Here is a 23574-nt window from a genome sequence, read left to right as displayed (position 1 = left end):
CCCCGCCCCGGCCTGATCCGAACGGCACTCCCTAGCGCTGCGCCCTCCCCGGCCCGTCCAGTATGGCGCCCGGTCTGCGGAGTTCGTTTGGGGCGGGCCTGCTCCCGGGGCCCAGTCGAGCCATCGCCTTCGCGATGTGACGTGGCGGCAGACGACGGCGGAGGCGGGCGGGAACGAGGCGCAGAGCGGCCCCTGTGGCGCGCAGGCGGCGATCGGCCACCGCCGGAGGGGGCGCGGTCCTGCCGTACAGCTCGTGGGCGTACGCGGGCAGGGAGTCGTACGCGAGCGCGGCCACCCGCCGCCACAGCAGGGCGCGCGCCGGAACGAGGAGGGCCGGTACGGGCGGGCTGCGCAGGAAGTCGTCGACCTCCCGCGCCTCGGCGCCCGCTGTCAGCCGGGGGCGGACGCCTTCGAAGTAGGCGGCGAGGGCGGCGGCCGAGCCGGGTACTCCGGACGGGTCGAGGCCCACGAGCCGGGCGGACTCGCGCTGTTCGTCGACGTAGCGGTCGGCCAGGGCGTCGTCGAGCGGGAAGCCGGACCGGCGCTCGACCTGGAGGTAGGAGTCCACCTCCGCGCAGTGCACCCAGAGGAGGAGTTCCGGTTCGTCGATGCCGTAGACCTCGCCGGTCGCCGGGTCGGTGGCCCGCAGGAGCCGGTGGATCCTGCGGACCCTGGCACCGTACTGCTCGGCCGCGCTCGTGGTGCCGTAACTGAGCGTGCCGACGAAGTCCGCCGTGCGCAGCAGCCGCCCCCAGGCGTCCTTGCGGAAATCGCTGTTCTGCATCACGCCCCGGAGGGCACGCGGGTGCAGGGCCTGCAGGTAGAGCGCACGTACCCCGGCCACCCACATCATGGGATCGCTGTGCATCTGCCAGGTGACGGAGCGGGGGCCGAACAGCCCGGGATCCGCGCCGTTCACGGGGCCGTCCATGGGCTCGCCCTTTCCGCTCGGTGGAACCGGGGTGGTCCCGGCGGCGCACCGCGGTCCCGTCGCCCTCGGCCCGCCGTCCTCGTACCGTTCCATGGATACCGCACCCGAGCGCGTTCCGGGGAGGGCGCCGGAAGGGGGATCAGCGCTTGACGGCCCGCAGGACCACGAACTTCGGGTCGCCCGCGACGGTGACGCAGTTGCCGAAGATCCGCCGCAGCTGCGTGTGGTATCCGAGGTGGCGGTTTCCGACCACCCACAGCTCACCGCCCTGCCGCAGCGCGGCGTGCGCTCCGTGGAACATGGTGCGGGCCGTGGCGTCGGTGACCGCCTGGTGCGAGTGGAACGGCGGGTTGGCGAGTACCAGGTCCACGCTTCGCGGTGCCACGTCGGCCATCGCGTCGCCGACCACGAAGGCGGCCTGGGCGTCGGTGTTCGCCCGGAAGGTCGCCTCGGCCGAGGCGACGGCCTGGTAGGACTCGTCGATGAAGGTGACGGACGCCGCGGGATTGGCGAGCGCCGCGGCCGTGCCCACGACGCCGTTCCCGCAGCCGAGGTCGACGACGTGGTCCGGGCCCGACCGTGCGGGGAGGTGCTTCAGGAAGAAGCGGGTGCCGACGTCGAGGCGCTCGGCGCAGAAGATTCCGGCATGGTTGGTGACGGTCCGCCCGGAGGCCACGCCGATGTCGTCGGGCAGGTCGTAGTGGTACGGCCAGGGACTGGGCGTCCTGGGCAGGGAAGGATCCGGCGTGCAGTGGATCAGCCGGGCCTTCTTGACCGCGAGGGACGTGCGGGTGGGCCCGATGATCCGCTCGAACAGCTTCAGCGTGGAGGTGTGGATCTCCTTCACCATGCCGGTGCCGATGACGACGGTCCCGGCGTGCACGGCGGGGGCGAGCCGGTGCAACTGGTCCTCCAGGAGCGCGAGGCTCTTGGGCACGCGTACGAGCAGCAGGTCCACCCGCTCCGGCGGGGTGTCACGGGCCGACAGCATCCGGACCGACTCCGCCGCGGCGTTGTTGCGCTCGAGGTTGGCGACGGTCGCGCGCCGGGTCAGGTAGGAGTCGCTGATCTGCACGGGCCGGTGGGTGGCGAGCGCGGTGGCGAGTGCCCCCCAACGGTCGCCCACGACGGCCACGGTGCCGGACGGACGGACGGGATCACTCCCCTCGTCGCCGTCCAGCCTCCGCAGCAGGTACTCGTCGGCGGCGTCCCACGCACGGAGCGGATCGCGCGGGTTCTCGGGGAAGCGGGCCAGCTCGAATTCGCCCTGTGACGTCGTCAAACGGTTCATATTGCGTTCAGGCTAACCGAGCGGCGGGCGGAGCCCCGCACGCCGCCCGCCCGGAGGTGCCGCTCAGGCGCTACGGCAGCCGTTTGTCCATCGCCGACCGGCCCTCCTCGGACAGCCTGCGCCGGGCCCACTCGAGGTTCTCGGGACTGAGGTCACGCCCCGAGGCGAGGACCAGATCCTCCGCACTGGGCTGATCGTTGCCGCCCGTGTGCAGCAGACGGTCCGGAGTGACGCCCCGGACCTCCGGCCCGGATACGGGTTCGGACTCTTCGCTCATGCCGCCTCCTCGTCCTTGCGGCAATTCTCGCGCCGGGGCGCACTCCGCGCATCCGATGACCCGGCGAGCGCGGATTGGATGTCACTTGACTTGCACATGATAAATACGCAGTGTTCACACGACCGGCACCGTGCGTGTGGAAGGCTCCCGAGCCAGCAGACAGTACCCGGCCTCACTACACCGTTCGCAGCCCCGGAAGGACACCCCCCACATGTCCAGTCGTCGCCTTCTCTACGCGCGTCCACTCCTCGCTACAGCAGCCTCGATCGCCGTACTCACCGGCGTCGCGGCCACCGCCCCCGCCACGACCCCCACGACCGCCGGACCGGCGTCGCCGACCGCAGCACTCGACGACACCTACTACCAGGACGCCCTGGGCAGGACCGGCGCCGCGCTGAAGAGTTCGCTGCACACGATCATCAGCGACCAGACCAAGCTCTCCTACACCCAGGTGTGGGACGCGCTCAAGCTCACCGACCAGGACCCCGCGAACTCCTCCAACGTGATCCTCCTGTACACCGGGCGCTCCCAGGCGAAGACGGGTAACGGCGGCGACGCCGGCGACTGGAACCGTGAGCACGTCTGGGCCAAGTCGCACGGCGACTTCGGCACGGCCACCGGCCCGGGCACCGACATCCACCACCTGCGCCCCGAGGACGTGGGGGTCAACTCGATCCGCGGCAACAAGGACTTCGACAACGGCGGCACGGCGGTCTCGGGAGCGCCCGGCAACCTCACTGACGGCGACTCCTTCGAACCGCGCGACGCGGTCAAGGGCGATGTCGCCCGGATGATCCTCTACATGGCGGTCCGGTACGAAGGCGACGACTCCTTCGCGGACCTCGAGCCGAACGACAGCGTCAGCAACGGCTCGGCCCCGAATATCGGCAGGCTCTCCGTGCTGAAGCAGTGGAACCAGGAGGACCCGCCGGACAGCTTCGAGCAGAACCGCAACGAGGTCATATTCGACCGGTTCCAGCACAACCGGAACCCGTTCATCGACCACCCCGAGTGGGTCGAGGCCATCTGGTAGCGGCTCACGCCGGACCGGCCAGGTCCCGCGCGCAGTGCTCGACCGCCTCCTCGCGGGAGCCGTAGCGCGGCAGGTCCTGGCCGGTCCGCCCGCGGACGAGGGCCGGCGGGCCGAGCCGGCCGCCCGGGTCCACGACGGCCGCGCGCCGCCCTTCGCGCGCGAGCCTCGCGAGTCCGGCGTGCAGCAGAGCGAGGGCGACGCCGTCGGCCCCTGTGACCTCCCGCAGATCGAGCACGACCGGACCGGCGGGCTCGGGGCCCGCCTCGTCCAGGGCGAAGAGCACCCGCTCGACCGCGGTGAAGTCGAGGGCCCCCTGCGCGGCGACGACTCCGACGCGTTCGCGCAGCGCCCTCGCCTCCCTGCCCGTCGGAGCCGACGGGAGGACGTCGGCGGTGGTCGCCAGCGTGACGGTGGACCCGGGAAGTGCGGGGTTCCTCATGAGATGGAGTCCCAGACGTTCCGAGAGGGCGCCGATCGCTTCGCGGCCGCGCACCGAAGTCCCCGTGGCGTCGAGGAGCGGGCTGTAGGTGGCCAGACCGAAGCGGGCGGGGCCGGCCGCGATCAGGCCGCCGGACACACCGCTCTTGGCCGGCAGCCCGACCCGCAGCAGCCATTCGCCCGAGGCGTTGTACATGCCACAGGTGGCCATGACCGCGAGAACCTGGGCCGCGACGTCGGCGGCGACGACAGTCTCACCGCTGACGGGATTGACGCCCCCGTGCGCGAGCGTGGCCGCCATCACCGCGAGGTCCACCGCTGTGACCCGCACCGCGCACTGCCGGAAGTAGATGTCCACGGCGGCGACCGGATCGGCCGGCAGGACGCCGGTGCTGCGGATCAGGTAGGCGAGGGCACGGTTGCGGTCGCCCGTGGCGGCCTCGGAGGCGTACACGTCCTCGTCGATGTCGAGTCTCCGCCCGGCGAAGCGGCTCAGGGTGGTCAGGATGCGGGTGAACGCGGGGACTTCCGGAGTATCGGGGACCAGAGCCGTGGCGACGATGGCGCCTGCGTTGACCATCGCGTTGGCGGGCCGCCCCGTGCGCCGCTCCAGGCTGATGGCGTTGTACGCCTCGCCGCTGGGCTCCGCGCCGACCCAGCGGTCCACCTCGTCGAGGCCGAGCGAGGAGAGCGCGAGGGCGTAGACGAACGGCTTGGAGACGGACTGCAGCGTGAAGGGGGTGTGGGCGGCACCCGCGCTGTAGCAGTGCCCGTCCATGCTGACGAGCGCGAGGCCGAAATCGCGGACGTCGGATCTGGTCAACTCCGGTATGTAGTCGCCGCGTTCCCCCTCGCGGACGTCCACGAACCGCCGGTGGAGATCGCGCAGCGCGTCCGTCACCGCTTCTGTCGCGCTCACTCGTACACCGCCGGCCGCCCGCTCCGGGGCCCTGCGGCGGGTTCCGGCGTCACAGTCGTTCCGCGTCGTGGGCGGCGGCGCCCCGGAGCCGCCTCGCCCTCGACCCCCCGACAGGCCGGCACGGTGAGCGTGGCCATCGCACGTACCTCCGCGGACAGGGGCAACAACTCGCCCATCCTAGGATCAAAAGGTATGAATTGACTCGTTGAACCACCCGCTCCACCGCAGGGGCGGCCCCAGCACCGCGCACCCCGAACCCTCCGGGAGGGAACGATGGATACGGACGCCCTGACCCCCGGCCTGTTGCAGGAATTGCGCAGGACCCGGCCCTACCCGGCCCTGTCCCTCACGATGCCGACCCACCGCAGGGCGCCGGAGAACGCCCAGGACGCCGTACGGCTGCGGAACCTGGTGGCGGAGGCGGGCAACCGGCTGGAGGCCGACCCCCGGGTGAGCCGGGAGACCGCGGCCGCCGTGAAGGCCCAGCTGGACCGGGCAGCGGCAGAGGTCGATCAGCGCCGCGCACTGGACGCCCTGGTCATCTTCGCCGACGCCGACGAGTACCAGATCTGGCAGCTTCCGCGGACCGCCCCCGAGCGCGTGGTGCTCAGCGACAGCTACCTCACCCGCAATCTCGTGTCGGCGAAGGCGCGGTCGCGGCATTTCTGGGTGCTCAGCTTCTCCGCCGAGCACGCCACCCTGTTCTCGGGTACGAACGACGACCTGCGCGCCGAGAGGAAGGGCGGCTTCCCGCTCACCGCCCCGCACGAGGAACCCAATCCGCAGCGCGAGGAACGGATCGGCGACACCCCGAGCACCTACACCAGCGAGGACGCGCGCAACTTCCTGCGCACGGTCGACGAGAAGCTGCGCGGGATCCTGGCCGCCGACCCCCGTCCACTGTTCTTGGTAGGGCCGGCGCCCGCGCTCTCCCTGCTCGACGACGTGGGGGAGAGCGCCAGGACGGCCGTCGGCCGGGTCGCCAAGGGGACCACGGCGGACACGAGTACTCCCGAACTCCTCAAGGAGCTGGAACCGGCACTGGAGGACTGGCGGCAGCAGGCCGCCGCCGGGATCCGGGGCCGGCTCGACAACGCCAAGAGCCGCCACTCCTTCGCCGGCGGACTGGACGAGGTGTGGACGGCCGTACGGGAAGGCCGCGCGGGCCTCGTCACGGCCGAGGAGCACTTCGAGCAGACCGTCAGGGTCACCGACGGTCACCTGGAGCCGGTGGGGCCCGACGTCACGCCGGGCACCGACGGCCAGGTGCGCGAGGACGTCGTCGACGAGCTTGTCGAAGCGGCTCTGGACAACGGCTGCGAGGTCGCTTTCGTGGCCGACGACTCACTGGCCGGGCACGGGCGCGTCGCGGCGGTCCTGCGATTCTGATGGCGTGTCCTGCGTGAGGATTATGTGAAGTATGTCTAGATTTGGCGCTCCTGAAGTCAATCGCACCGCGTCGGTCCCTCCGACCACGCCGTGCACGAAGGAGAGCCACCCATGGACCGATTCAGGCGCGCGTCGGCGGCAGCCCTGCTGACAGCGCTGACACTGGCCGGTGCGGTGGGCGCGGCTGCGGCTGCGTCGGACGTCCCCGCACCGCCGCCCGGGCAGAGCGCCGAGAATCTGATGACCCGGCCGGCCCTGTCGGCGTACGCGACCGCGCGCAGTGTCGTGGCCTGGGAGGAGTTCCGTATCCACGGATCCGCCCGGAACATCGGCTCCGGCACGCCGGTCACCCTCCAGCAGAAGCAGGGCCGGCGCTGGGTCGCCCTGCCGGCCACGATGAAGACGGCCGCCAGTGGCGAGTACAGCCTGCGGGTCAAGCTGGGGATCAAGGGCGAGAACGCCCTCAGGATCGTCGGCGGCGGAGCCGTCTCGCCCGTCGTCCGCACGACCGTCGGCTGACTTCCTCGGCCACGCACTCCGGCCGGCCCGCTTCACCGCGGGCCGGCCGGAGTGCGTGGCCGAGTGAACAGCCGGCGCTCAGCCCTCCCAGACCCAGTCGGCCACCTCGGGCAGGTCGCTGCCGTGCTCGCGGATCCAGTCGTGATGACGGGTCCTGACGTCCGCCATCGCCTGGCGCACGGCGACGGCGCGCACACCGAGTCCCGGCACCCGGTCGATCACGTCCATGACCAGCCGGTAGCGGTCCAGGTCGTTGCGGACCACCATGTCGAACGGTGTGGTGGTGGTCCCCTCCTCCTTGTAGCCCCGGACGTGCAGGTGAGCGTGGCCCGACCGGCGGTAGGCGAGGCGGTGCACCAGCCACGGGTAGCCGTGATACGCGAAGATCACCGGCTTGTCCCGGGTGAAGAGAGAGTCGTACTCCGCGTCCGGCATCCCGTGCGGGTGCTCGTCGCGCGGCAGCAGCCGCGTCATGTCGACCACGTTGACGACGCGCACGGCGAGTTCGGGCAGGTGCTCGCGCAGGAGCTGCGCCGCGGCCATGGTCTCCAGCGTGGGCACGTCCCCGGCACAGGCGAGCACGACGTCGGGCTCCCGGCTGCCGTCCTCGGTGCCCGCCCAGTCCCACGTCCCCGCCCCGCGGGCGCAGTGGGCGCGGGCCTCGTCGAGGGTGAGCCAGTCGAAGCCCGGCTGCTTGCCCGCGACGATCACGTTGACGTAGTCCCTGCTGCGCAGCACGTGATCCGCCGTCGACAGCAGCGTGTTGGCGTCCGGCGGCAGGTAGACCCGGACCACCTCGGGGCTCTTGTTGAGGATGTGGTCGACGAAGCCGGGGTCCTGGTGCGAGAAGCCGTTGTGGTCCTGCCGCCAGACGTGCGACGTGAGCAGGTAGTTCAGCGAGGCGATGGGCGCGCGCCAGTGCAGCCTCCGCGAGGTGCGCAGCCACTTGATGTGCTGGTTGACCATCGAGTCGACGATGTGGGCGAAGGCCTCGTACGAGGAGAACAGCCCGTGCCGGCCGGTGAGGAGGTAGCCCTCCAGCCAGCCCTGGCACAGGTGCTCGGAGAGGACTTCCATCACCCGGCCGTCGCGGACCAGGTGCTCGTCGGTAGCGAGGATCTCCGCCTGCCAGGCCTTGCCGGTGACGTCGTAGAGCGCGCCCAGCCGGTTGGACTCGGTCTCGTCGGGCCCGACCACCCGGAAGTCCCGCCGGCCGGCGGTGGCGGCCATGACGTCCGCGAGCAGCCCGCCCAGCACCCGCGTGGGTTCGTGCTGGACGGTGCCGGGCCTGTCGACCCGCACCGCGTGGTCCTCGAGCGGCGGAAGCGGGAGATCACGCAGGAGCAGGCCACCGTTGGCGTACGGGGTCGACCCCAGGCGCGCCGTGCCCTCGGGAACGCATTCCAGGACCTGGGCCGTCGGCCGGCCGCCCGAGTCGAAGAGTTCGTGCGGCCGGTAGGAGCGCATCCATTCCTCGAGTTGGCGCAGATGGCCGGGATCGTCCCGCACTCCGGGCAGGGGGACCTGGTGGGCGCGCCAGGTGCCCTCGACGGGCAGCCCGTCCACCTCCTCCGGTCCGGTCCATCCCTTGGGGGTGCGCAGCACGATCATCGGCCAGCGGGGCCGATCGGGCGCTCCCCCGTGCCGTGCCAGGCGCTGGAACTCCGCGATGCGGTCCAGGGCGTGGTCCATGGCGGCCGCCATCGCGCGGTGGACGGCGGCGGGGTCGTCGCCCTCGACGTACACCGGATCGTGGCCGTATCCACGCAGGAGCGCGTCGAGTTCGTCCTCGGGCAGCCGGGCGAGGACGGTGGGGTTCGCGATCTTGTACCCGTTGAGGTGGAGGATCGGCAGGACGGCACCGTCGTGCACCGGGTCGAGGAACTTGTTGGAATGCCAGGACGCGGCCAGTGGTCCCGTCTCCGCTTCGCCGTCCCCGACGACGCAGGCGACGAGCAGGTCCGGGTGGTCGAGGGCTGCGCCGTAGGCATGGGCGAGCGCGTACCCCAGCTCACCGCCCTCGTGGATCGAGCCCGGGGTCTCCGGGGCGACGTGGCTGGGCACCCCGCCGGGGAAGGAGAACTGCTTGAACAGCAGGCCCATCCCCTCGCGGTCACGGCTGACATCGGGGTACGTCTGCGAGTAGCTGCCCTCCAGCCACGCGTTGGCGAGGACCGCGGGTCCGCCGTGACCGGGCCCCCAGACGCAGACGGCCTGTTTGCCGCGCGCCTTGACGACCCGGTTGAGGTGGGTGTGGACCAGGTTGAGGCCGGGTGAGGTCCCCCAGTGGCCGAGCAGCCGCGGTTTGATGTGCTCGGGGGCCAGCGGCTCCTCCAGGAGGGGGTTGGCCATCAGATAGATCTGGCCGACCGCGAGGTAGTTGGCCGCCCGCCAGTGCGCGTCGAGTGCCTCCAGCTCGTCGTCGGGCAGGGTGGATGACGCGGGCGGTGTTCGTGCTTCGGTCATGAAGCCTCTCTCCTAGCGGGCGTCCGGGTCGGGGCCGTACCAGACGGTGGTCGCGTTGCAGAACTCGCGGATGCCGTGCCCCGCGAGCTCCCGGCCGTAGCCGGAACGCTTCACCCCGCCGAAGGGCAGAGCGGGATGCGAGGCCGTCATGCCGTTGAAGAAGACGCCCCCTGCCTCCACGTCGCGGACGCAGCGGTCCATCTCCGCCTCGTCACGCGTCCATACGTTGGAACTGAGCCCGAAGGGGGTGTCGTTGGCGAGTTCCACGGCCTCGTCGAGGTCTGCCACGCGGTAGAGGGTCGCCACCGGTCCGAAGGTCTCCTCGCGGTGGATGCGCATCTGGGGGGTGATGCCCGTGAGCACGGTGGGCTCGTAGAACCAGCCGCGGTCCCGGCCCGGCGGCCGCCGCCCCCCGCACAGGGCGGTGGCGCCCTTGGCGAGGGCGTCGCCGACGAGCTCCTCCAGGTCGGTGCGTCCCTGCTCGCTGGAGAGGGGGCCGACGTCGGTGGACTCCTCCAAGGGGTCGCCGACGGTCAGCGCGCGCATTCCGGCGGAGAACCGTTCGGCGAAGGCGTCGTACACGTCCGTGTGCACGATGAAGCGTTTGGCCGCGATGCAGGACTGTCCGTTGTTCTGCACACGGGCGTTCACCGCCGTGTCGGCGGCCTTCTCGACCTCGGCCGATGGCAGCACGATGAAGGGGTCGCTGCCGCCGAGCTCCAGCACCGTCTTCTTCACCTCGTCGCCCGCGACGGCGGCCACCGCCCGGCCGGCCGGCTCGCTGCCGGTCAGCGTCGCGGCGGCGACCCGGGAGTCGCGCAGGACCGCCTCGACTGCGCCCGAGCCGATGAGCAGCGTCTGGAAGCAGCCCTCGGGGAAACCGGCCCGGGTGAACAGGTCCTCGATGTACAGGGCGGTCTGCGGCACGTTCGAGGCGTGCTTGAGCAGACCGGTGTTGCCGGCCATGAGCGCGGGCGCGGCGAAGCGCATGACCTGCCAGAGGGGGAAGTTCCACGGCATCACGGCGAGGACGACACCGAGCGGGCGGTAGTGCACCCGGGCGCGCGAGGCACCGGAGTCCTTGACGTCGGTCTCGTCGGGGTGCTCGTCGGCGAGCAGGCGCTCGGCGTTGGCCGCGTACCAGCGCATCGCCTTGGCGCATTTCGCCGCCTCGGCGCGGGCCGCCCTGACGGGCTTGCCCATCTCCGTGGTCATGGTGCGGGCGATGTCCGGCCGGTCCTCGTCGAGGAGATCCGCGGCCCGGTTCATCAGGCGGGCACGTTCGGCGAAGTCGGTGGTGCGGTAGCGGCGGAACGCCCGGTGCGCGGCCGCGAGCCTCCGCTCGGTCTCCCGCTCGTCCAGTGCGTCGAAAGTCCTGAGCGTCTCGCCGCTCGCGGGATCGACCGTGGCGATGGGCATGGGGGTTCCTCCTTGCATCGTTCTTCGACCGTGCCGCGCCGCGCCGCCGGGCGCAACGCGGCCCCTCGCACACGCGTACCCGGCCGGTGCGGATCATGCGTGCCGGGGGCACGTCGTCCGCACCGGCCGGGCCGGTTCCGGGCCGTTCGTCACACGAGTTCGGCGACCGGGGTGCTGCGGAAGGTACGGCCGCCCGGGAGCGGCGTACGCGGGAGCAGTTCGGTGGTGCAGGGCGACTCGGCGTAGCGCGTGAACCACACGACTTTGCCGTCGGCGGTCCGGCAGGTGCCCCAGCTGTCGCTGAGGGCCATGACGCGGCTGAGACCGCCGCCACCGCCGTCGAGCAGCCGGGGCATCCGGGAGTCGTCGTCGGCCACGGACACCGTCAGGTGCCGGCCGGTCCAGCGCAGCTCGAGGACGCAGCGGTCCTCCTCGCCGACGTGCATCCGGACGTTCGTCAGGAGCTCCTCCGCCGCCCGGCACACCGGCCGGACGTGCAGGTCGAGACTCCAGTGACGAAGGTGTGCGGAGACTATGCGCCGCATCTGGGAAATGCGCTCTGCCGACACCTGCAGTTCGACCGAGCAGTGCCGGTCGAGTGGAACGGTCATCGTCGAGGCTCCTCACCGCGAGGCCCACGTGCTTCACCCGTCTGTACCAACGACCCCCGAACACGAAGCGTGAGCAGTAGTCACTTCTGGGTCACTCCTCAGGGTGAACCCGGATGGCCGTTCGCGCAACCGAAGGACCTGGTCGCCGCGCGTCACGGCAGGTAGGGCAGCAGTTTGTCCGGGGTGAGGGGGAGTTCGCGGAGCCGAGCACCTGTGGCGTGGCGTACGGCGTTCCCGATCGCGGCGGCCGTACCGACGATGCCGATCTCACCGATGCCCTTGCTGCCCATGGGGTTGAGGTGGGGGTCGTCCTCGTCGATCCAGTGCGCCTGGATGTCGGGGACGTCGGCGCAGGACGGCACGTGGTACGAGGCCAGGTCGCTCTCGGTGTAGTCCCCGAAGACCGGGTCCATCGTGCTGCCCTCGGTGAGGGCCATACCGAGCCCCATGACCATGCCGCCGATGAACTGGGACCGTGCCGTGCGGGAGTTGAGGATGCGCCCGGCGGCGTAGACACCGAGCAGTCTGCGCACCCGCACCTCACCGGTGAGGGAGTCGACGGCCACCTCCGCGAAGTGGGCGCCGAAGGCGTGGCGCGAGTACGGGGGCTCCTGCTCCGTCTCCTCGCCGGTGTCGGCGGTGACGGTGATGCCGCCCTGCGGGACCGGTCCGTTGTGCTCCGCCAGCCGCGCCCGCAGGGCGGAGGCCGCCTTGTGCACCGCCGATCCCCAGGAGGCCGTACCCGAGGAACCGCCGGCCAGGGGTGCGGTCGGCAGGTCGCTGTCGCCGATGTCGATCCGTACGTCCTCCGGTGGCGCGTCCAGGACCGAGGCCGCGATCTGCGCGAGGACGGTGCGGGCCCCTGTGCCGATGTCGGTGGCGTTGACGCCGATCCGGTAGGAGCCGTCCGGCGCGGCGTGGGCGGACGCGGCCGACTTCGACACGAGCACGGGATACGTCGCCGACGCGACCCCGGTGCCGATCAGCCACGGCCCTTCCTCGCGGGTCGCGGGCTGCGGGTCCCGGCCGGACCAGTCGAACAGCCGGGCGCCTTCGGTGAGACAGGCCGCGACGTTGCGGCTGCTGAAAGGAAGACCGCTGTCGGGTTCCGTCTGCGGCTCGTTGCGCAGCCGGAGCTCGACCGGATCCATTCCGAGGGCGTTGGCCAGTTCGTCCATGGCCGACTCCAGCGCGTACATCCCGGACGCCTCTCCCGGTGCGCGCATCCAGGAGGGGCTGGGCACGTCGAGGGGCACGACCAGGTGCGCGGTACGGCTGTGGGGCGACGCGTACATGATGCGGGCGGGTACGGCGGCCTGCTCGACGAACTCCTTGATCCGCGAGGTCTGTGTCACGACCTCGTGCGAGACGGAGGTGAGCACGCCGTCGCGGCCGGCTCCCAGCCGCACGCGCTGAAGCGTGGGTGCGCGGTGGCCGACGATCGCGGCCATGTACCGCCGGGGAAGGGCGATCCGGACCGGCAGCCCGGTGTGCCGCGCCGCCATCGCGGCGAGGACGACCTGCGGGCGGGGAGTGCCCTTGGAGCCGAATCCTCCGCCGACGTGTTCGGAGACGACGGTGACGGTGTCCGGGCCGAGGCCCAGTGCCTGTACGAGGGTGTCACGCACCGTGGAGGATCCCTGGCTGGAGTCGTGGACGGTAAGGTGCCCGTCCTCCCACACGGCGGTCGAGGCATGGGGTTCCATCGGGTGGTTGTGCAGACCGCCCAGGGTGTAGGTCGCGTCGATTCGCACGGGTGCGGCGTCGAAGGCCGCCCCGGCGTCACCCCGTTCCCGCAGACCCGGAAAGCCGCCGTTGGCCTCGTCCGGGACGCGGAGGCCCGCGTGGTCCCCGGTGAGGACGACGTCGTGCCCGGTGGTGGAGTACTCGACGTGTACGGCTGCCGCGCCCGCCCTGGCCGCCTCCGTACTCTCCGCGAGGACGAGGGCGACGGGCCAGCCGCGGTGCGGCACCCGGTCGTTCTGGAGCACGGCGAGGATGGCGTCGTCCGGGTCGTTCAGCTTCGGCGCGTTGTCGTGCGTGAGGACCGTGTGCACCCCCGGCAGCGCCAGCGCGTCGGCCGTGCGGATCGCCGTCACGCGTCCGCTCGGGACGGTGGCGGGCACGATCCAGCCGTGGAGGAGCCCGAGCCGGGTGTACTCCGCGGCGTAGCGGGCGCTGCCGGTGACCTTGTCCCGGCCCTCGCGGCGGACGACGGGGGCACCCAGCGGCTGCGGGGAATGGTTCATGGCGTAGGACCTCGGTTCGTCGTGGGCGCGGCCGGGGATCGGGCCGGGTGCGCCCTGAGGTGACCGCGGGGCGATCAGGCGGACGCGCTACGGGAGGTGAGTTCGGTGAGAGCACCCACGGCGAGTCTGCGGGCGAGGTCCACCTTGAACCCGTTGTCGCGCAGGGGCGCGGCGGCCGCGAGCTCGGCGTCGGCGGCCCGGGCGAAGGTCTCCTCGGTCGCGGGCGCACCCCGCAGCACGTCCTCCGCGGCCCATGCGCGCCACGGCCGGTGCGCGACGCCGCCGAATGCCAGCGCGCCGTGCTCGACGTGGCCGTCGCGCACGCTCAGCACAGCGGCGACGGAGACCAGCGCGAAGGCGTACGAGGCGCGGTCCCTCGCCTTGCGGTAGAGGGAGCCCGCCGTGGCGACCGGAGGCGGCAGCACCACCTCGGTGATCAGTTCCCCGGGCCTGATCACCGTGTCCTGGTCGGGATTGTCGCCGGGCAGCCGGTGGAAGTCCGTGACGGGCACGGTCCGCTCCCCCTCGGGCCCGTACAGCCGGATGCCGGCGTCGAGTGCCGCGAGCGCGACGGCCATGTCGGAGGGGTTGGTGGCGACGCAGTCCTGCGAGTGGCCCAGCACCGCGAGGTCGCGGTGCGCCCCCTCGCGCGCGGGGCAGCCGGAGCCGGGGACGCGCTTGTTGCAGGGTTTGGAGACGTCCTGGAAGTACGGGCAGCGGGTGCGCTGCAGCAGGTTCCCGCCGGTGGTCGCGGTGTTGCGGAGCTGGCCGGACGCCCCGGCCAGCAGGGCCTGCGACAGGGCGGGGTAGCCCTTGCGTACGTCGGCGTGGGCGGCCAGGTCGCTGTTGCGCACGGTCGCGCCGATCCGGAGACCGCCGTCGTCCGTCCGGGTCACCAGGTCGAGCGGAAGCCGGCTGACGTCGATGAGGAGTCCGGGCGACTCCACCCCGAGCTTCATCAGGTCGACGAGGTTGGTCCCGCCGCCGAGATAGCGTGCGCCGGGGTGGCCCGTCCCGGCCCGTACGGCTTCGGCCACGGTCGCGGGGCGCTGGTACGCGAAGGGTTTCACGGGGCCACGTCCTCGATCGCCCGGACGATGTGGGGGTAGGCGCCGCACCGGCACAGGTTGCCGCTCATCCGTTCGCGGATCTCGTGGGCGCCGAGGGGTGCGGGCCCGTCATCGGCGAGACCGGCGGGCGGCGTGACGTGGGAGGGGAAGCCGTCCTCGGCCTCGCCGAGCATGCCGACCGCCGAACAGAGCTGCCCGGGGGTGCAGTAGCCGCACTGGAACGCGTCCCGTTCCAGGAAGGCCGTCTGCAGCGGGTGCAGTCGGTCGCCGTCGGCCAGGCCCTCGACCGTGGTGATACGGGCGTCCGACTGGGCGACGGCGAGCAGCAGGCAGCTGTTCGCGCGGCGGCCGTCGACGAGCACGGTGCAGGCACCGCACTGGCCGTGGTCGCAGCCCTTCTTGGCCCCCGTGAGCCCGAGGTGCTCGCGCAGCATGTCCAGCACGGTGGTGCGGTGATCGAGCGTCAGGGTGTGCGACGTGCCGTTGACGTGCAGCGTGAAGGTGGAACGGTCGTCCGGCACCGGCACCGGCACCGGCACCTGTGCCGTGTCCGTGCCGAAGGCCCCGGGAGTGACATCCATGCAGGCGTACCTTCCGTGATCGGGTGGATCGGTGCTCACGCGGCGCGGTGGCTCTCCAGCCGCAGCCGGATCTCCTGCTCCTGGTCTCCGGCCGCTGTCCCGACCAGGCGTACGGCGAACGCGTCCTCGAGGGACCTGCGGAAGCGGTCGACCGCCCAGTAGCCGCCCTGCGCCTCGACCGTCACCGCTCCGGACAGTTGTGCCGGCGCCGGGTCCTCCTTCGTGTCGGACACGTCCACGGTGGCCGTCCACACGGTCGGGCGGGTGTCCGAAGCGGTCTCGGGCGTGTCGCTCGCGGGGCGGTCGGAGACGAAGGAGCGGCGCAGCACCTCGAACACGGTGCTCGCGTCCTGGGTGGGGCAGCCGGTCAGCGTCACCACGACGTCGCCGCTCTCCTGATGCCCCTGCTTCTCTTCCTGTGCGCTGTTCACCCTGGTTTCCTTTCGGTCGGTGCGCTGTAAACGCGCATCGCATTCCTCCAGCGGTCCGGTGAGTCACTCCAGGCTCACCCCGCGGCTGCGTGTCGGCGACACGAGCGCACGCCGGACGGCGACCGCCCCGGCGCCCTCGACGGGCCGCCTACCCGATGGGCCGCCGCGAAACACGGGCTGGAGCGTCGTCGCCTTCTGCGCGACCACGGCCGGGTGGTCCCGGGTGGTCGGGCAGGTCACGTACGTCATCAGCGGGATCGTGGACGTCGCCTGTGCCACGGTTCCGAGCATTGCCCAGGCGTAGGGGTGCGTGCCCCCGGGAAGCCGACCGAGGGGTAGAGGCCGGCGGTGACGGAGAAGTCGAAACCGGCCGCCTGCGCCGCGACCCCATCGGCGACGAGAGCCCGCGGTCCTGCCGGCCCGGTCATCATCGTGTAGCCGATTCGCACCATGTGAAACACATTTACCGGGACATCGTCATAAAACATGAATTCATGTCAATGGCTGTCTGTGATCGATTCTCCGGGGTATGCGCCATGCATGGACGTTACGAACGGAGCAAGCAACTCGCTCGCCGTCATCCTCGCCGACGACGGCCCCGGGGCGGTGGGCGTGATCGTCGGCATCGCGGGACTGGCCGTGGTGGTTCTGCTGATCGGCGGCTTCTGGTGGGGCATGCGGCGCCGGGACAAGGAACTTCCGCCCCCGCGCCCGGAGGAGCAGCCGCAGAGGCCCGAGCACCGCACGGAGATCCGGGAGAGCGGCCAGCACACCTCGGACCACTTCCCGGACAACGGCACCGCCCTCTCGCCGTACGAGCTCGGCGGCCACGGTAACGAGGTGATCCCGCCCGACCCCGAGCGTCCGCGCGACTGACACCAGCACCATCGCATCGGGGGAAACAGATGAACCGGTCGAAGGCCGACGACCGGACCCGGATCACGGTCCTGGTCGCGCTCGCCGCCAACCTCGTCATAGCCGTCGCGAAGGGGGTGGGCGGATTCCTCTCGGGATCCCCCGCCCTCCTCTCCGAGGCCGCCCACTCCGTGGCGGACAGTGTGAACGAGGTCTTCCTGCTGGCCGCTCTGCGGCGCAGCCACCGCCCCGCCGACAGCCGTCACCCCTTCGGCTACGGCAAGGAGCGCTACTTCTGGTCGCTGCTCGCAGCGGTCGGGATCTTCACCGTCGGGGGCTGCTTCTCGTTCTTCCAGGGCTTCGAGGCCCTGAGCGCCGACGACCACGAATCCCCCGAGGGGTACACGGTGGGTCTGGTCGTCCTCGCGTTCGCGCTCCTCGCCGAAGGCGGTTCCCTCGTCCGTGCCCTGATTCAGCTCCGAGGTGAGAAGGGTGCCGCCCGGGACCCGGCCCTGCGGACGGTCGTCGCGGAGGACAGCACCGCGGTCCTCGGTGTCGTCCTGGCCATAGCCGGCATGATCCTCCACCTGATCACGGGCAACGTCGTGTGGGAGGCGTCCGCCTCCCTGGCGATCGGCCTCCTCCTGGTCTACGTCGCCTTCCGGCTCGGCAAGGACGCCCGCGACCGGCTGATCGGGGAGTCGGCCGACCCCGAGCTGCGCAAGGGTGTGCGGGAGCTTCTGACCGCGCAGCCCGAGATAGACAATGTGGCGGCGCTGTTCACGATGGGGCTGGGCCTCGACTCGGTGATGCTGGCGGCCAGGGTGGATCTGGCACCCGGCATCGACAGCGAGGAGATCGAGCGGGTCTCCGTCCGGATCAAGCGCTCGATCACCCGGTCCTGGCCCGAGGCCGAGCACGTGTTCCTGGACATCACGAACGCGCCGCCGAGGGGTGGGGTCTGAGCGCCCCCTCCGCGTGTTGCGGGAGTCGCCGCCACGGATGACGCTGGTCGTGGCCGCGCGGCGCCGGACCGTCCTGCCGCGCAATCGACGAGGCAGAGGGACCATGAGCACTGGCGAACCGCGGACCGCCCACGAACCGGCAGCTCTGACCGGTGCGGGCGCGCCGTGCTGGGTCCACCTGGTGACCCGCGACCTGCTGGACGCCCAGCGTTTCTACGGGGGTGTCTTCGGGTGGACGTTCCGGCCCGGCCCGCTGGGCAGGGAGTTCGTGATGGCCCGGTCGGAGGGTGTGCCCGTGGCGGGCATCGGCGCGGTCGCGTCCGCCTACCAGGTGGCCGTGGCCTGGACGCCCTACTTCTCCGTCCGCGACGCCGATGTGGCGTCGGCACGCATCCGTGAACGCAGCGGCACCGTGGCCGTGGGCCCGCTGGCGATCGGCACCGGCCGCGCGGTGCTGGCCGCCGACCGGGACGGCGCGGCGTTCGGCGTGTGGGAATGGACCGGGCGGGCGGCGTCACTCAGCCCGTCCGGACATCGTGCCCATGCCTGGCTGCGTCTGCGCACCAGGAACGCCTTCGACGCCGCGATCTTCTACGGCGAGGTACTCGACTGGGCGAGCGGCGAGCTGGGCGGCTGCGAGGTGGCGTACGTGAAGGAAGAGGTACTCGTACGCTGCGGCGGTCGCCCGCTGGCCCGGATCAGTTCGGGTGCCGTCGAGTCGGCGCCGGATCCCATGGTGCGTCCGCACTGGCAGGTGCAGTTCCCGGTTTCCGACGTGGAGGCGACGGTCGCCGCCGCCGAGCGGTTCGGGGGCGCCCTCATGGAGCGGCGGCCCGTACCCCACGGCAGCGAGGCGACCCTGCGCGACCCGGACGGCGGGCTGTTCACCGTGACGGATGTGCGCAGCCCCGCCGACGACTGACTCAGCCCCGGGGCGCCGGTGTCAGGACGGCTCACCGGCGTCCCGCTTCCCGTTGTCCCGGGCGATGGCCCAGAGCGGGAAGACGAACCAGCAGACGGCGAACCACAGGGCCATGACGCCCACGAGCCACAGCGCCACGACGTTGTGCAGCGCCACCCGCAGGATGAGCAGCAGGGTGCTGCACATCGTGCAGAAGAGCAGGGCGAGCCCGAGTTTCGTGAGCCGCGAGGCCCAGGTCACCGTCTGTGGTTTCATCCGCCGGCCGGTGAGGAGGCGGTGGTACGACACGGGACCTATCAGTGAGGCCGCGGTCGCGGATCCCAGCATGACCGTCACCACGTAGATGTTGCGGTCGACGGTCGAGAGGTCGGCGAACCTGGGCTGGAAGACCACGGCGAGCAGAAAGCCGAACAGGATCTGGACTCCCGTCTGGGCGACCCGGAGTTCCTGGAGCAGTTCGCCCCACTGCCGGTCGGCCCGCTCGGCCTCGGTCTCGCGCCGGCCGCTGTGCGGGTTGGCCCCGATGCCGCCTCTCTCACCGTCACCCTCGGACGCCGGTGTCAGACCCATTGATGCCTCCCCCAACTCGAACGTATGAGCTGGTACAGCTTCCCCGCGGATCCGCCTCGAATCCTCGGTCACGCGCCCAACCGGGCGGTCGCGGATCCGCTCCTCGGTGACAGCGGCCGGGAAAGCACCACGCCAGGGGCCGATACGGAGGGCCCGGGACCCGTGCGGGCCCGGGGCACAGCCTCGACGCACCGTGATGACTCACTTAGGATCGGGGTACGGCATCGCGCGTCGGTCACCGGCCGGGTGAGGCGTGGAGGTAGCCCGTGAGATGCCTTTTGGAGGCATTCCACAGTGTCAGTCGAGTTGAATCACACCATCGTCCACTGCCGGGACAACCGGGAGTCCGCCGATTTCCTGGCCCATATCCTGGGTCTCACCACCGGAACCGAATGGGGACCCTTCATTCCGGTCGTCCTCGCGAACGGCGTCACGCTGGACTTCGCGACCGTTCCCCCCGAGTCGATCACCGTGCAGCACTACGCGTTCCTCATCTCGGAGGCGGAATTCGACACCGCCTTCGAACGCATCAGAGCGCGGGGCGTCGAGTACTACGCGGACCCGCACAAGAGGCTCCGGGGCGAGATCAACCGTAACGACGGGGGACGCGGGGTCTACTTCCCGGACCCCAGCGGGCACGGACTGGAACTCATCACCCGTCCTTACGGCGGCTGGTCCTAGCTAGGGCCTCTCGTTCGGATCATGCTGGGGTCGCGTGTCCTCGCGCCCGTCGCCGATCCTGAGGACCATGTCCGGCCGGTCCCACATCACGGCGGGCGGCCGGGCCGGGACCGTGCCGGTGCGTTCGGCTCCCATGCTCCGGTAGAAGCCCTCGGCCGGCGGGTGAGCGACCACGCGTACGTCCGCCAGGCCCGCCCGTCGCGCCTCCTCGCACAGATGCCCGACGAGGAGGCGCCCGATACCCCGCCCCTGGGCGTCGTCGGCCACGAACATCAGGTCGAGTTCGGGCGGGGAAAGGATCAGCGAGTAGAAGCCGAGTACCCGGCCGTCCTCATCGACGGCCACATGCACGCCGTGCGTCTCGATGTAATCCGGGCCGACCCTGTACCCGGCGACCATGGGTGCGTACGGGCCCTCGTAGGCACGTGAGGAGGTCACCAGGCGCGTCAGCCGTCTCGCGTCCCGCGCGACGGCTCGCCTGACCCGCACCTCGCTCCGCCGGGCCGTCATGCGCGATCTCATGCAGCGAGTATCACGCACACCCGGCGGCCCGGCACACCTCGCTCTCAGGACCGCTGCCGGCCCGCCCGCCATTCCTCCACCACCGCGTCGGCGTCGAACGGCTTCAGGTTCAGCGGGGGCCCCTCGGGAGGCCTGGCCAGCGCGGCGCGAATCGTCTCGTTCATCTCCTCCAGGATGCGGCGCACCTCGGACTCGGACCGCGCGCGCAGCGCCTCGTGCCGGGCATCCTCGGCGGCCTTGCGCAGGGCGAGGGACGGCGGCAGCACCGACAGGCCCTCGCGCTGCATCTTGGCCTTGATCCACCACTCGGCGTCGTACGGCCTCTCGAGACCGGGGATCGGCTTGCCCAGCCCGGGCAGACCGGCGAAGTCGCCGCGCTGCTCGGCCTCGCGGACCTGCCTGTCCACCCACGTCTCGAAGCTGACACCCGCGGGTTTGCGCTCGGTCACCGGACACCCCTCTCGAAGTCCTGCCGGACCGCCCGGCGTTCGGCCGAGGGCCGCCCGGGAGCCGCCTCTTCCAGGTTAACGGGGATCCGCCTGCTTGAAAGTCGCCCAGGGGGTTACACGGCTGGTGCACGGAGCCCGGGGGGACACCCGGCGGGCCCGATTCCGGAAGGGGTTGACGAGAGTGGAAGAGCACGACGCACCGACCGCGGACCGGCGGGAGCACACATCATGACGACCGTGGTGATCATTGTCGCCGTCGTTCTCGTGGCAGCGCTGGCCTTCTTCCTCGTCCGCGGCCGGCAGACCGGCGGACGTGGTCTGCGGCGCCGGTTCGGGCCTGAATACGAACGCACCGTGGCCCGTCACGACGGGGACACCAAGGCGGCCGAGCACGAGCTGGCCGAGCGGGTGAAGCTGCACGGCTCACTGTCCGAGCAGCCGCTCGCACCCGGAGCGCGCGAGACGTATGTCCGCCGCTGGGCCGAGGTGCAGGAGAAGTTCATCGACTCCCCCAGGGACGCGGTCGTCGAGGCCGACGCGCTTCTCGCGCAGTTGGCCCACGACCGGGGCTTCCCGGACGGCGGCAGCTTCGAGGAGCAGACGGCCGCCCTCTCGGTGCATCACGCCGAGCAGGTCGACGGCTACCGCAGGGTGCACACAGCAGTGCGCGGCCAGGGCGGTACGGAGGAGATGAGGAAGGCCCTGATCGAGTCCAGGGCGCTCTTCGACGTACTTCTCGCGGACGCGCCGGATGAGCCGGCCCGGACGGACCGGCCCGAAACGAAAGGCAGTGCAAACGCATGACCGACCACAGCGACCCCAGGACAGAGCCCGCCTCCCCCACGGAGCCGCGGCGCACGACGGTACCCGGCACCCCGCGTGAGTCCGCGAACGGAGCCGGCACCACCCGCGAACCCGCGGTCTCGCGCGAGACCGCGACCGGGACGGGTCTCACGCCCGGAGTCACACGTGAATCCGCGACCGACGAGAGGCGCACGCCGGAGACCACACCGGACACCCCGGCCGGAACCTCGACGGGCGACGGCAGAGACCGGTCGGTGAAGGACGGAACCCGCGCCGGTCTCGGCACTCCGGTCGCGTCTCGGAAGGCCCCCGGTAAACCGTCGGACGAGCGGAGCGGCCACCGCGAGGACCACGACACCGACCGGCCGCTCGTGTCGCGGGACGATCAGGAGAAGCTGTCCCAGCGCATGCAGCAGGCGGTCAGCGACTTCGTCGAGAGCCCCCGCCGCGCCGTCGAGGAGGCGGACAGCACGTTCGACCAGATCGTCTCCGGCCTGACCGAGGCCCTCACCGAACGCAGGCGGGTGCTGCGGGTCGGCTGGCAGGAGCAGGACACCGAGGCGCAGACGGAGGAATTGCGGATAGCGCTCCAGCGCTACCGCGATCTCAGCGAGCAGCTGCTGAAGATCTGAGCGGTGCGACCCTCGCGAACCGGCCCGGTGCGCGTCCCCCGCGGACGCCGCACCGGGCCGGTTCGCGTATGAAGGACGGCCCTCAGGCCGGTACGGAGAGGTCGGCGCGAAGCCGGTCCGCCACCGCCCGGGGCAGGCGCAGGGCCTTGTCCAGGTAGCCGTCGAGTCCGCCCCACCGCTCGTCCATGGCATCCAGGGCGGCCTCCAGGTAGCGGGGCCTGGCCTCGACGACCGCGGAGGCGATGTCGGGGTCCCCGCCGGCGTCGAGGAAGCCGCGGACTGCGGGGCCGAAGGCGGCCCTGACCGCGAGGTTCACCGCGAGGAACTCCGCGCGTACGACGTCGCGTGAGGCACCCGCCATCATCAGCAGCAGCGCGGTGGCCCAGCCCGTGCGGTCCTTGCCGGTCGCGCAGTGGAACAGGAGCGGGCGCGCCCGGGGGTCCGCGGCGGTGTCCAGGAAGGCGCGGTAGGCGGCCGCCGCCCCCGGGGAGAGGACCATCTTGCGGTAGGTCTGCGCGAACAGTTCCTCCGCCCGGCCTCCGCCGAGCAGCGCCCTTGCTCCGTCCGGGTCACTCAGGAGCGCCCTGAGCCGCGCCGGGGCCACGCCCGGGTTGTCACCGAGGACGTCGGCGACGAACAGCTTCGCGCCCGGGGGCAGACGGTCCGGAGCCCAGTGACGTTCATCGGCGGTGCGCAGGTCGACGACCGTGCGGATGCCGAGCGCTGCCACCGCGATGTCGTGTTCCGCGTCGAAGTCGCTCAGCTGACCGGAGCGCAGCAGGATTCCCTGACGGAGACGGTGGTCGCGGCCCAGGGCGATGCCGCCCAGATCGCGCAGGTTGACGACGGTGGCTGCGGGGACGGCCCGGGCGGTCTGCACGATGAACTGCCTCTTTCCCGACAGACTGCAGGTCGGAATCAACGTCGCACGGCGTGCGCGTATCGACAACGGGAACGCGGACACAGGCGTATCGGCCGACCGGGTGTCAGTCGGCGAGAATCCTCGTCTTCTGGGCCGCGAACTCGGCGTCGGTCAGAACCCCCTGCTTCCTGAGCTCGGCGAGCCTTTCGAGCAGGGTGATGACGTCGTCCCCGCCGTCAGCAGGTACGCGTTCGTGCGACACGAGGTGGCCGCCGGCGGCCTGGACCGCGCGCGTGAGGGGCACGGACCAGAGGTCCTCCCAGGCGATCAGCGCGACGGAACTTCCCTCGGGCAGGCGCTCGACCACGCTGAGGTCCGCGAGTCGCGGCAGGCCGGACGATCCGTCACCCGGCGGTGCGAACGACACCAGCCCCTGGGGGTCCATCTCGCGCAGCTCCACGAGCTGAAGCGTGCCGCCCTCGCCCTTGCGGGCGAACGCCAGATCGAGGATGCGTACCGCGTCCGACGCGACGGCGTCGGCGAGTACGGGCGCGATCGCCTCGGCGAATCGAGCGCCGGGAAACGTGACGACGAGGTACTCCACGGGCCCCACGTCCACGATGCGTCCTTCCCCTGCGGTGCTGGGTCGCCAAAAGCATAACTTCGGACATTAAGTGACGCACTGTGA

The 23574-nt window shown here is 71.4% G+C and carries 25 protein-coding genes and 1 pseudogene; 9 read left to right on the top strand and 17 right to left on the bottom strand.

Annotation, left to right across the window (positions count from 1 at the left end; translation table 11 throughout):
• Window positions 1–31: 31 nt before the first annotated feature.
• The 3 genes from OG206_RS30040 to OG206_RS30030 form a co-directional block, all read right to left on the bottom strand.
• Entirely contained in the window at window positions 32–931 is a 900-nt protein-coding gene (locus OG206_RS30040; RefSeq protein ID WP_327121634.1) for an oxygenase MpaB family protein, read from the bottom strand.
• A 139-nt stretch (window positions 932–1070) separates the two neighbouring features.
• Complete coding sequence (locus OG206_RS30035) at window positions 1071–2222, bottom strand: methyltransferase (protein WP_327121632.1); 1152 nt, start codon at window positions 2220–2222, stop codon at window positions 1071–1073.
• Between the two features lie 70 nt (window positions 2223–2292).
• On the bottom strand, window positions 2293–2499 hold the full coding sequence (locus OG206_RS30030; RefSeq protein WP_327121630.1) for a hypothetical protein: 207 nt from the start codon (window positions 2497–2499) through the stop codon (window positions 2293–2295).
• A 211-nt stretch (window positions 2500–2710) separates the two neighbouring features.
• Here OG206_RS30030 and OG206_RS30025 point away from each other — a divergent pair, with 211 nt between their 5' ends.
• On the top strand, window positions 2711–3532 hold the full coding sequence (locus OG206_RS30025; protein WP_327121628.1) for an endonuclease I family protein: 822 nt from the start codon (window positions 2711–2713) through the stop codon (window positions 3530–3532).
• Window positions 3533–3536: 4 nt separating this feature from the next.
• Here OG206_RS30025 and glsA read toward each other — a convergent pair whose 3' ends face one another.
• Window positions 3537–4889, bottom strand: a complete 1353-nt coding sequence (gene glsA / locus OG206_RS30020; RefSeq protein ID WP_327121626.1) for a glutaminase A — start codon at window positions 4887–4889, stop codon at window positions 3537–3539.
• Window positions 4890–5162: 273 nt separating this feature from the next.
• On the opposite strand from glsA, the gene OG206_RS30015 reads away from it, so the two are divergent.
• Both OG206_RS30015 and OG206_RS30010 read left to right on the top strand, forming a co-directional pair.
• Window positions 5163–6278, top strand: coding sequence for a baeRF3 domain-containing protein (locus OG206_RS30015; protein WP_327121624.1), 1116 nt, complete (start codon window positions 5163–5165; stop codon window positions 6276–6278).
• A 111-nt stretch (window positions 6279–6389) separates the two neighbouring features.
• Entirely contained in the window at window positions 6390–6797 is a 408-nt protein-coding gene (locus tag OG206_RS30010) for a hypothetical protein (protein WP_327121622.1), read from the top strand.
• Between the two features lie 78 nt (window positions 6798–6875).
• On the opposite strand, the gene OG206_RS30005 is transcribed toward OG206_RS30010, so the two are convergent.
• The 8 genes and pseudogenes from OG206_RS30005 to OG206_RS29970 all read right to left on the bottom strand — a co-directional run.
• Complete coding sequence (locus tag OG206_RS30005) at window positions 6876–9263, bottom strand: phosphoketolase family protein (RefSeq protein WP_327121620.1); 2388 nt, start codon at window positions 9261–9263, stop codon at window positions 6876–6878.
• A 12-nt stretch (window positions 9264–9275) separates the two neighbouring features.
• Complete coding sequence (locus tag OG206_RS30000; protein WP_327121618.1) at window positions 9276–10682, bottom strand: NADP-dependent succinic semialdehyde dehydrogenase; 1407 nt, start codon at window positions 10680–10682, stop codon at window positions 9276–9278.
• Between the two features lie 149 nt (window positions 10683–10831).
• On the bottom strand, window positions 10832–11293 hold the full coding sequence (locus OG206_RS29995) for an ATP-binding protein (protein ID WP_327121616.1): 462 nt from the start codon (window positions 11291–11293) through the stop codon (window positions 10832–10834).
• Between the two features lie 152 nt (window positions 11294–11445).
• Complete coding sequence (locus tag OG206_RS29990) at window positions 11446–13542, bottom strand: xanthine dehydrogenase family protein molybdopterin-binding subunit (RefSeq protein ID WP_327121614.1); 2097 nt, start codon at window positions 13540–13542, stop codon at window positions 11446–11448.
• A 74-nt stretch (window positions 13543–13616) separates the two neighbouring features.
• A complete protein-coding gene (locus OG206_RS29985) occupies window positions 13617–14612 on the bottom strand; it encodes an FAD binding domain-containing protein (protein ID WP_327121612.1) in 996 nt (331 codons plus the stop codon).
• The gene (locus tag OG206_RS29980; protein WP_327121610.1) at window positions 14609–15193 is read right to left on the bottom strand and encodes a 2Fe-2S iron-sulfur cluster-binding protein; all 585 of its coding nucleotides are present in this window, start codon (window positions 15191–15193) and stop codon (window positions 14609–14611) included. Before OG206_RS29980 ends, OG206_RS29985 begins: the two co-directional genes overlap by 4 nt.
• Before the next feature lie 35 nt (window positions 15194–15228).
• Window positions 15229–15624 carry a hypothetical protein gene (locus OG206_RS29975; protein WP_327121608.1) on the bottom strand — a complete coding sequence of 132 codons (396 nt, stop codon included), beginning with the start codon at window positions 15622–15624 and terminating at the stop codon, window positions 15229–15231.
• Between the two features lie 162 nt (window positions 15625–15786).
• Window positions 15787–16076: pseudogene (locus tag OG206_RS29970) on the bottom strand (LLM class flavin-dependent oxidoreductase); the annotation flags it as partial.
• A gap of 88 nt (window positions 16077–16164) precedes the next feature.
• Here OG206_RS29970 and OG206_RS29965 point away from each other — a divergent pair.
• The 3 genes from OG206_RS29965 (at window position 16165) to OG206_RS29955 (ending at window position 18366) form a co-directional block, all read left to right on the top strand.
• Window positions 16165–16500 carry a DUF6479 family protein gene (locus OG206_RS29965; RefSeq protein WP_327121606.1) on the top strand — a complete coding sequence of 112 codons (336 nt, stop codon included), beginning with the start codon at window positions 16165–16167 and terminating at the stop codon, window positions 16498–16500.
• 29 nt (window positions 16501–16529) lie between these two features.
• On the top strand, window positions 16530–17444 hold the full coding sequence (locus tag OG206_RS29960) for a cation diffusion facilitator family transporter (RefSeq protein WP_327121604.1): 915 nt from the start codon (window positions 16530–16532) through the stop codon (window positions 17442–17444).
• Between the two features lie 103 nt (window positions 17445–17547).
• Entirely contained in the window at window positions 17548–18366 is an 819-nt protein-coding gene (locus tag OG206_RS29955) for a VOC family protein (protein WP_327121602.1), read from the top strand.
• A 21-nt stretch (window positions 18367–18387) separates the two neighbouring features.
• On the opposite strand, the gene OG206_RS29950 is transcribed toward OG206_RS29955, so the two are convergent.
• Window positions 18388–18936, bottom strand: a complete 549-nt coding sequence (locus tag OG206_RS29950; protein ID WP_327121600.1) for a DUF6328 family protein — start codon at window positions 18934–18936, stop codon at window positions 18388–18390.
• 294 nt (window positions 18937–19230) lie between these two features.
• Here OG206_RS29950 and OG206_RS29945 point away from each other — a divergent pair, with 294 nt between their 5' ends.
• Complete coding sequence (locus tag OG206_RS29945; protein WP_327121598.1) at window positions 19231–19617, top strand: VOC family protein; 387 nt, start codon at window positions 19231–19233, stop codon at window positions 19615–19617.
• Here OG206_RS29945 and OG206_RS29940 read toward each other — a convergent pair whose 3' ends face one another.
• Window positions 19618–20139 (bottom strand): GNAT family N-acetyltransferase, encoded by a 522-nt coding sequence (locus OG206_RS29940; RefSeq protein WP_327121596.1) that lies wholly within the window; start codon window positions 20137–20139, stop codon window positions 19618–19620. It abuts the gene before it with no gap.
• Between the two features lie 44 nt (window positions 20140–20183).
• On the bottom strand, window positions 20184–20588 hold the full coding sequence (locus OG206_RS29935) for a J-domain-containing protein (RefSeq protein ID WP_327121594.1): 405 nt from the start codon (window positions 20586–20588) through the stop codon (window positions 20184–20186).
• Between the two features lie 228 nt (window positions 20589–20816).
• Here OG206_RS29935 and OG206_RS29930 point away from each other — a divergent pair, with 228 nt between their 5' ends.
• Together OG206_RS29930 and OG206_RS29925 are read left to right on the top strand one after the other, a co-directional pair.
• The gene (locus OG206_RS29930; protein WP_327121592.1) at window positions 20817–21392 is read left to right on the top strand and encodes a hypothetical protein; all 576 of its coding nucleotides are present in this window, start codon (window positions 20817–20819) and stop codon (window positions 21390–21392) included.
• Window positions 21389–22024: a hypothetical protein gene (locus OG206_RS29925; RefSeq protein ID WP_327121590.1), complete on the top strand. Its 636-nt coding sequence runs from the start codon at window positions 21389–21391 to the stop codon at window positions 22022–22024. The genes OG206_RS29930 and OG206_RS29925 overlap by 4 nt, the downstream gene beginning before the upstream one ends.
• An 82-nt stretch (window positions 22025–22106) precedes the next feature.
• On the opposite strand, the gene OG206_RS29920 is transcribed toward OG206_RS29925, so the two are convergent.
• Both OG206_RS29920 and OG206_RS29915 read right to left on the bottom strand, forming a co-directional pair.
• Entirely contained in the window at window positions 22107–22904 is a 798-nt protein-coding gene (locus tag OG206_RS29920; RefSeq protein ID WP_327121588.1) for a tyrosine-protein phosphatase, read from the bottom strand.
• 106 nt (window positions 22905–23010) lie between these two features.
• Window positions 23011–23505: an SHOCT domain-containing protein gene (locus OG206_RS29915; RefSeq protein WP_327121586.1), complete on the bottom strand. Its 495-nt coding sequence runs from the start codon at window positions 23503–23505 to the stop codon at window positions 23011–23013.
• Between the last annotated feature and the right edge of the window lie 69 nt (window positions 23506–23574).

The organism is Streptomyces sp. NBC_01341 (assembly GCF_035946055.1).
Classification (GTDB): Bacteria; Actinomycetota; Actinomycetes; order Streptomycetales; family Streptomycetaceae; genus Streptomyces.
This window is presented reverse-complemented; position numbering and strand designations above follow the sequence as displayed.